Origin of the sequence: Candidatus Chlorohelix sp. (assembly GCF_037138995.1) — a bacterium.
Taxonomy (GTDB): Bacteria; Chloroflexota; Chloroflexia; order Chloroheliales; family Chloroheliaceae; genus Chlorohelix.
The window spans coordinates 1-7074 of sequence record NZ_JBAXHI010000080.1 but is presented as its reverse complement, the minus strand read 5'-3'; the positions used below and the strand labels follow the sequence as shown (position 1 = coordinate 7074).

General features: G+C 45.1%; 5 protein-coding genes. 3 read left to right on the top strand and 2 right to left on the bottom strand.

Going from position 1 to position 7074, the window contains the following annotated elements; genetic code table 11:
• Positions 1-229: 229 nt before the first annotated feature.
• Together eno and WCK19_RS17975 are read left to right on the top strand one after the other, a co-directional pair.
• Positions 230-1519 carry a phosphopyruvate hydratase gene (gene eno, locus WCK19_RS17980; RefSeq protein WP_342398785.1) on the top strand — a complete coding sequence of 430 codons (1290 nt, stop codon included), beginning with the start codon at positions 230-232 and terminating at the stop codon, positions 1517-1519.
• Between the two features lie 109 nt (positions 1520-1628).
• The gene (locus WCK19_RS17975) at positions 1629-2792 is read left to right on the top strand and encodes a hypothetical protein (RefSeq protein WP_342398784.1); all 1164 of its coding nucleotides are present in this window, start codon (positions 1629-1631) and stop codon (positions 2790-2792) included.
• A 133-nt stretch (positions 2793-2925) separates the two neighbouring features.
• Here the strand turns inward: WCK19_RS17975 and WCK19_RS17970 are convergent, their stop codons facing one another.
• Entirely contained in the window at positions 2926-4161 is a 1236-nt protein-coding gene (locus tag WCK19_RS17970) for an MFS transporter (RefSeq protein ID WP_342398783.1), read from the bottom strand.
• A 342-nt stretch (positions 4162-4503) separates the two neighbouring features.
• Here WCK19_RS17970 and WCK19_RS17965 point away from each other — a divergent pair, with 342 nt between their 5' ends.
• Positions 4504-5031 (top strand): phosphoglycerate mutase family protein, encoded by a 528-nt coding sequence (locus tag WCK19_RS17965; protein WP_342398782.1) that lies wholly within the window; start codon positions 4504-4506, stop codon positions 5029-5031.
• Positions 5032-5353: 322 nt separating this feature from the next.
• Here WCK19_RS17965 and WCK19_RS17960 read toward each other — a convergent pair.
• Positions 5354-7074: FtsK/SpoIIIE domain-containing protein (locus tag WCK19_RS17960; RefSeq protein WP_342398781.1), on the bottom strand; the 1721-nt coding region annotated here is incomplete at its 5' end.

Below are 7074 nucleotides of genomic sequence, written 5' to 3'. Positions count from 1 at the left end.
ACAGCATTGTTAATAGCAGCCAGTACAATAGGCACTTGCCCTCTTCTGGTCAAACAGGCATCTTCTTTTTTAGCAAATCGAAGCTTTTGCTTGTTTTTGTTATTTTCTGAAAAGCCCTGTATTTTTGTTCAGCTAAATTGTGATTCTTTAGCGATTCGTGTATCATGACAGAGGTATTGTTTTAGTATTAAGTTGAAACAGAAATAATTAATCTGAGAGTGAGATGAAGATGACTGAAATTGAATCAGTAATTGCACGGGAAATACTTGATTCGCGTGGGAACCCCACCGTTGAAGTGGAAGTAGCCTTAGCAGGTGGCGCACTTGGGCGAGCCGGAGTACCGAGCGGCGCCAGCACCGGCGCACATGAAGCGGTTGAATTGCGCGATGGGGATGCCAAACGCTACGGCGGTAAGGGCGTGCTAAAAGCAGTTAACAATGTAAATACCCTTATCGCTGATGCGCTGGAAGGGTTAGATGCCAGTGACCAAGTCGGTATTGATAAAATCATGCTTGAACTTGATGGCACCCATAACAAGGCAAAACTGGGCGCAAATGCTATTCTGGGCGTTTCAATGGCGGTAGCACGAGCAGCAGCGCAACAATTCAGCTTGCCCCTGTATCGCTATTTGGGTGGCGTGGGAGCGCGTACTCTACCCGTACCGATGATGAATATTCTGAATGGCGGCAAGCATGCCGAAGATTCCACCGATTTTCAGGAATTTATGGTTATGCCGGTAGGTGCAAAGAGTTTCGCCGAAGCTTTGCAATGGGGCGCGGAAATTTACCAATCGCTCAAGAAGGTGATTCACGGCAGAGGTTTGAGCGTAGGTATCGGTGACGAAGGCGGTTTTGCGCCTAGCCTAAAGAATAACGAAGCGGCTATCGAGGTTATTCTTGAAGCAATTCAGAAGGCAGGCTACACGCCGGGCGAGCAGGTTTTCATTGCGCTTGACCCCGCTACCACCGAGCTTTATCAGGATGGTAAATACGTGTTGGCTAAAGAAGGGCGTGAGTTGAGCAGCGCCGAGATGGTTGATTTCTGGGCTAACTGGGTGGAAAAATATCCGATTATTTCTATCGAGGATGGTTTGGCAGAAGATGATTGGGATGGCTGGAAGTTGATGACCGAGCGTTTGGGGAGTCGTCTCCAGATTGTAGGTGACGACCATCTTGTAACCAATACCAAGCGACTCGCTCGCAGCATCACCGAAGGCACCACCAACTCGATGCTCACTAAAGTGAACCAGATTGGCTCACTCACCGAAACCATCGAGGCGGTTTCAATGGCACAACGCGCCGGTTTTACTGCTGTAATGAGCCATCGCAGCGGCGAAACTGAAGATACTTTCATTGCAGACCTCGCGGTTGCCCTCAATACTATGCAAATCAAGACTGGCGCGCCAGCTCGTAGCGAGCGTGTGGCGAAATTCAACCAGCTTCTACGTATTGAGGAAGAACTTGGTGTGGGCGCGGTTTATCCCGGTAAAGCGGCGTTCTATAACCTCAACGCTAAGTAATTCGTCTCTGACTTTTGCCTGCTTGCTCCTTTTCGGGGCGGCGGGCAGGGTATTTAACAGGTTTCAGGCTTGCCTGACATCTTTTTTCAAGTAATAAGGAAGGTTTCCAATGGATTTAACGCGCAACTATCGCGATGATGATTCTCTCAAAAAAGGCGAGGCACAACTTTACCAGCTACAGCAGCAGGTAGATGAGGTGCGGCGCATAGTGCGCGAGCAGATGGCGCGGCAGCACTCCGTTGAGGATAACTGGAAACAGAGCGAGTTGCGTGTAATCCAGATACGTGAGCAAATGGATCGTTTCGTAGCAGAGGTTACGCAAGCAACTCAGGTGCGTAATCTTGATGAGCAGCGCATCAAGCAGGAATTGGCGGAGTTGCAGTTTCGTTCTGGCGAACCAGCTAAAGCGGTGCGGGATTTGCGCTCACAGTTTGCTGATATAGTGGAGACACGCCGCAAGGAAAATGAACAACTTGGGTTGGACCGGCTTCAGCTTGATAAACTTCTCATGACGGTGCGAGATGGGCAAAGTCAGATTACTAGGCTGGACGGCGCTATTCGCGATTTACGCGAAGCTGTTAAGATAACTGCTAACGCGCAAGAGTTTTATCAGCGCGAATTGGATCGGGTGCTGGATATAATCCATAATAACGAGCAGAGTGTGCGCCGCATAGCTGAAGAATTTAACCAGCAGGTCGTTGATTTGCGTGCAGAGGTGCAACTTTTCGCCAACCGTATCACACGCCTCGAAGATTTGCAGCGATTGGATACCGCTCGTATTGATGAGGTAGCTCCGGTACTGGATGTTTTGCGCCAAGAAGATGAGCGCGTTATGAGCAATGTGGTGCGGGTTGAGCGCCTGTTTAACGAACGCATCTTACTCAATCAAGGTCGCCTTGAGGAAATCCGCCAGCAACTTGAGAGCCAATTTTTCAGTCTGAATCAGGTTATCGTCGGTAATAATGAGAGTACCCAGACTCGCTTTGTTACCCTAGATGAACGCTTACGAACTCTTGATAAGGGTATTGTAGAGTTGCAGGTGCGAATAGAGCAGGTTAAGCAGGTAGAGGATAGCGAGGTTTTCGAGTTGTATCAGTTGGAAGAGATGCGTGTCGCTCGCCAGCTTGAAGCTATTCAAGCGGAATTTGATTTAGTACGTCAGCATCGTAGCCGTTCTCAGGCGGGCGGTTTGGCGGGGCGACGCGCTGCAAAAGCTAGGGCAAAAGCGCAAGCACAGGAACAACCAGAGCCTGAAACCGATGACTCGATTTAAATCACAACGGCGATAATCCCTAATGGATAGCAGAAAGGGTAAGATTAAATTAGTAAACGCTCTTTGGGGAAAGATAGAATCAAATTTGGAGTAAAAGAAAATTATTTACGGTAATTCCTCCTGATTTATTCGTTTACACGTCTATTGGTCTTTTGCGATATTCTCTAAATAGCATAATCCAAAGTAGCAGCATAATTGCGGTCAGAACTAATAAGTACGGTAGTAAACTCCACAATCCCAGTTTTTCGGCTAGATTGCCCGCCAGCCATGGAAAGAAAGCCGCTCCCATACTTCCCAAGCTTACCAGAAGTCCTATTGCGCTGGCAAGTAATCTTTCTGGAACAATGGTGGAGATAAGCGCTATAGTAGTGGGAAATATAGGACCCAAACTGTAGCCGCACAAAGCTAAACCACTAGCTAACCAAACCCCTGAAGTACCTGCTAAAAAGATTAGTATTAGAATCCCGCTAACTGTCCCAGCCAAACATCCCCAGATTAAACGTTGCGTACCAACCCACTGCGAAACCCTAGCCAGCGTTAGCCTACCCAATGTCAGCCCTATCCAGTAACCGCTTACCAACCAACCCGCTAACCAAGCAACTTGTTCTCTTTGCTGTGTAAGCCAACTGTAGCTCCAATTTCCCAAACTTACTTCGCTGCCAACATAAAGAAACAAGAACAGCGCAGTAAGCCAAACAACTTTTAGCTTTATTGCTCCCAACAATACATTTTCATCGGAAGTTTGTATAGCTTTATTATGTAATTCTTGCTTTGATATTTCGAGCGGTTTGATGAAAACTAGCCGGAAGCTGACCAATACTATCGCGGCTAGAAAACACCATACATAATAGGTATTATTCCAACTCCAGCCGTTGTTAATCACGAATGATGCTACTAGGGGTCCTGAGAGCGCTCCCACACCATAAAAGCCATGCAAATAATTCAGAATAGCGGAGTTGTGCTGCCAACTGGCGACATAGGAATTGACTCCAGAATCGAGCGCTGCAATTCCGAATCCAAGACTAAGCCACACCAGCATCAACAAAACGAATGGGGGTTGTAAAGTTACCAGAAAAGCTCCGGCAAAGATTATGGCAGTTCCAAAGAGAATAAAGTTGCGGTGTCCGAATTTTTCAATCAGCAAGCCACTGAGTAATGCTGCCGTTAAATATCCGCTAGTGCCTGCGAGAAATAAGAGGCTGACAGTCGCTTTATCAAGGCTATAGCTTAGCTGGATGGAAGGAATTAGTACCCCTACACCCCCTTCAGTTGCGCCAATCAGAATAAATGCCAGAAAAAGCAGCGCGATTTGCAATCTTTGAAGAGTTTTCATACTTACTGCGTTACCAACGGTACTTTCAGTTGCCATATTCTATGCCTTTAACATTCCTGACTGTTATAATTTATTTTATATTGATTATTCTGTGGCTACTATCGGCAACTATGAGTATAATACATACAAAACAAATTATTGGAATAATCAGATTGCACCCACCTATAATCTGAGATTATATCCTATTGGCACAAAATTGAAAGGCTATCTGGGAAATTTTATAATGCTAGAACCGTCAGAAAATAACCCTCAAGTTTCGGAAGAAATAAAAAAAGCTAGTCTTGGATTAGGCTTCTGGATAATCATTATACTTTTTTATCTTAGCTTGATTATTATGCTTTTCAGTGTGTTAATTATAATTGCGGTCAAACAAACAGCATGAAATCTTCTACTGGAGAAACGTTAGTAATACTTGTCAGACATGCGGAGTACGAATTGCCCTATCCTGCCGATGACTCTATGCGCCCACTAACGCAGCATGGGAAAAAAAGTGTGCAAATTCTGGGCAAAGGGCTGGTAAAAACTCTTCCTCCTATCCACTTTGAAGATACTATATCTTATACCAGAATTATTTTCACCAGCCCTTTTCGGAGAGCAGCTACAACTGCCCGTCTACTTTCGACTCAATTAAACCCTATTGCTGGCGTGCATGAAGTGAAAGAATTGGCGTTGCAATCTCCAAATGTAGTCGAATGGAGTCTTAAAACAATTGTGGCTAACCTCGGAGTAGAAAGCCTTGTATTTGTAAGCCACATGCCAGAACTAAACGCTATTGGGCAAAGTTTGAAAACCAATCTCAAGTTGAACTTGCAAATGTGCGAGGCAGTTTGTCTGAGTATTTCCTCCAACGCTTCAGGTTTTTGGCAAGTTGGTACCGCGCAATTACTATGGAAAATCAATGGATAATCGCTAATCCCGGGCTTTTTCCTGAACGGGAGTGCTTTTTTGGAAGAGGTGAATTTTAATTTTGCCAAACATTTAGAGCTGCTTAACAATAGCAAAAATCTATTATAGCATGCTATCTCTGCATTACTAAGCACTCCCCACTACCCCCCAGCTTTTTAGAGAATAATATTTTTGACAAGTAAATTCAAAGCAATGGAAGGAAAGGCTCCAAACCAATCCATTTGCTCAGGAACATTACTTCTCTGTCTTCCCGTGTCCGATTTTTTGGTTCCATTATAATTTTCAAAAGAACGTCAAGTAATTATTCAAGTCAAAGTTGAATTTATAATCTTAGCGGTTTTTTCTCCTTACGCGGTTTTTCATCCGGGTTAGAGGTAGAATCACTACCATTAGAGGATGGAGGAGGCGCAGAAGAATTTTCTTCCAAAACCTGCGGTATTTCCGATGGTATGCTAACAGGCTCCGGCTGTGGAATGGCTGGGTTTTCAGGTATGGGCTCAGGAACTTCCTTAGCCGGCAACTTAAACCATGACTCTGCAAGCTGTTTTATATCTTCATGGGAAACCGATTGCGAGTTGCTAGGCTCTTTAACGATTTTCTCAGTAACCTCTTTGGCAGCGGCAGGTGCTGTGGCGCTATTCTGAACCGCCCATGCAGGATTTTTCCTAGCCGCTTTCTGCATTTTGGTTACAAGAGTTTCAATGTTCTTTACCTGAACATCAGGCTCGCCTAGAAACGGCAACAAAAAATGCACTTCAAGGGGAGGGTTATTAGGTGGACCTTTGATGAAGCCGCGTCCCGGTCTTTCATTCCAACTACCAACCATATTTCTGGGAACAGGGAAAGATATATCTTCACGTGCCTGACGTAGCGCAACTTGAAAAAATTGTTCTGCCATACGCCCATACTCAAAATCCTGAGCGCGATCCATTGTAATTGCCACGTGCATGCCATATTGCCGCCCCTCTCGAACAAGGCCTTTCAGATGTTCCGCATCAAAGGGAAGGCTGTGACGGATAGAAGCGTAATTATCAAAGGCAATGAATATATATGGTAGTTTCTCGCCGGGTTGGGCAATAGCGCGATAACTAGCCATATCCAAAACCCCTTTTTCGGCGAATTTAATCCGACGTTCCTGAAAAACTTGGTAAAGTTGTTTAAATACCTCTTTGAGAGAAGACATCTGGGTCATAGGAATATATTGGACAGTGTTAGGCAAACCGGCAAAAGGCTTTAGCGTATTGCCCATATCCACTAGATAAATTTGCAACTCGTCCGGTGAATGAGTTAAAATCAAGGCTGTAAGCATAGAATACAATGCCATTGTTTTGCCTGAAACTGCCAATCCGCTAATACAATAACTTCCATCTCTGGAAAGATTCATAAAAAGCGGCTCTTGTTTTTGTTCAACTACATTGTCAACTAGCGCAATTGGAGCGACTCCATAATCATAGGGTGGTTGAATGGACCAGCTTAGGGCTTTCTCATCGAAACCGCGATTACCCAAAAACTGAGAATCTCGCAGATAATAACGATCGCCCATTGGGTCTAACCATGGCTTGTGTTTATTGCGAATCACAGTACGTTTAGATGCAGCTAAGCATTGGGCTGTAATCTCGTCAAAATCCATCCAGCGAGGAGCCTCATTCTTAGAATCTCTTGAAGAACGGGGCTTTGGCATTAACACAGGTGAAATACGCCAGTTGTTGGGGTCACACAAGGTTGCAATCAACTTTTCGGATTCGTTTTCATCTTGCATAGGAGCAAATGGAATTTCGGTATTAGCTACCTGAAATTGTTCAAAAATATCGTTTCCCACTTTGAAAAATGCCCGCCCCGGTTGGTCTTTGGAAAGCATGGCAGCGTCCTTGCGCCCCAACATATCGTTACTGTCCTCAGGCGTTTCCACCCTGAGACAAATACGGAACTTAGTATTTGAATTAAGTTGACCGGTAACAACGCCAGCAGGCTTTTGAGTGGCAAGTATGACATGCACTCCTAATGTGCGCCCTTTGCGTGCAATATTGACCACCTTGTCAATAA

Coding starts and splice junctions, on each gene's coding strand:
- eno (WP_342398785.1), top strand. CDS start 230: ATGACTGAAATTGAATCAGTAATTGCACGGGAAATACTTGATTCGCGT.
- WCK19_RS17975 (WP_342398784.1), top strand. CDS start 1,629: ATGGATTTAACGCGCAACTATCGCGATGATGATTCTCTCAAAAAAGGC.
- WCK19_RS17970 (WP_342398783.1), bottom strand. CDS start 4,161: ATGGCAACTGAAAGTACCGTTGGTAACGCAGTAAGTATGAAAACTCTT.
- WCK19_RS17965 (WP_342398782.1), top strand. CDS start 4,504: ATGAAATCTTCTACTGGAGAAACGTTAGTAATACTTGTCAGACATGCG.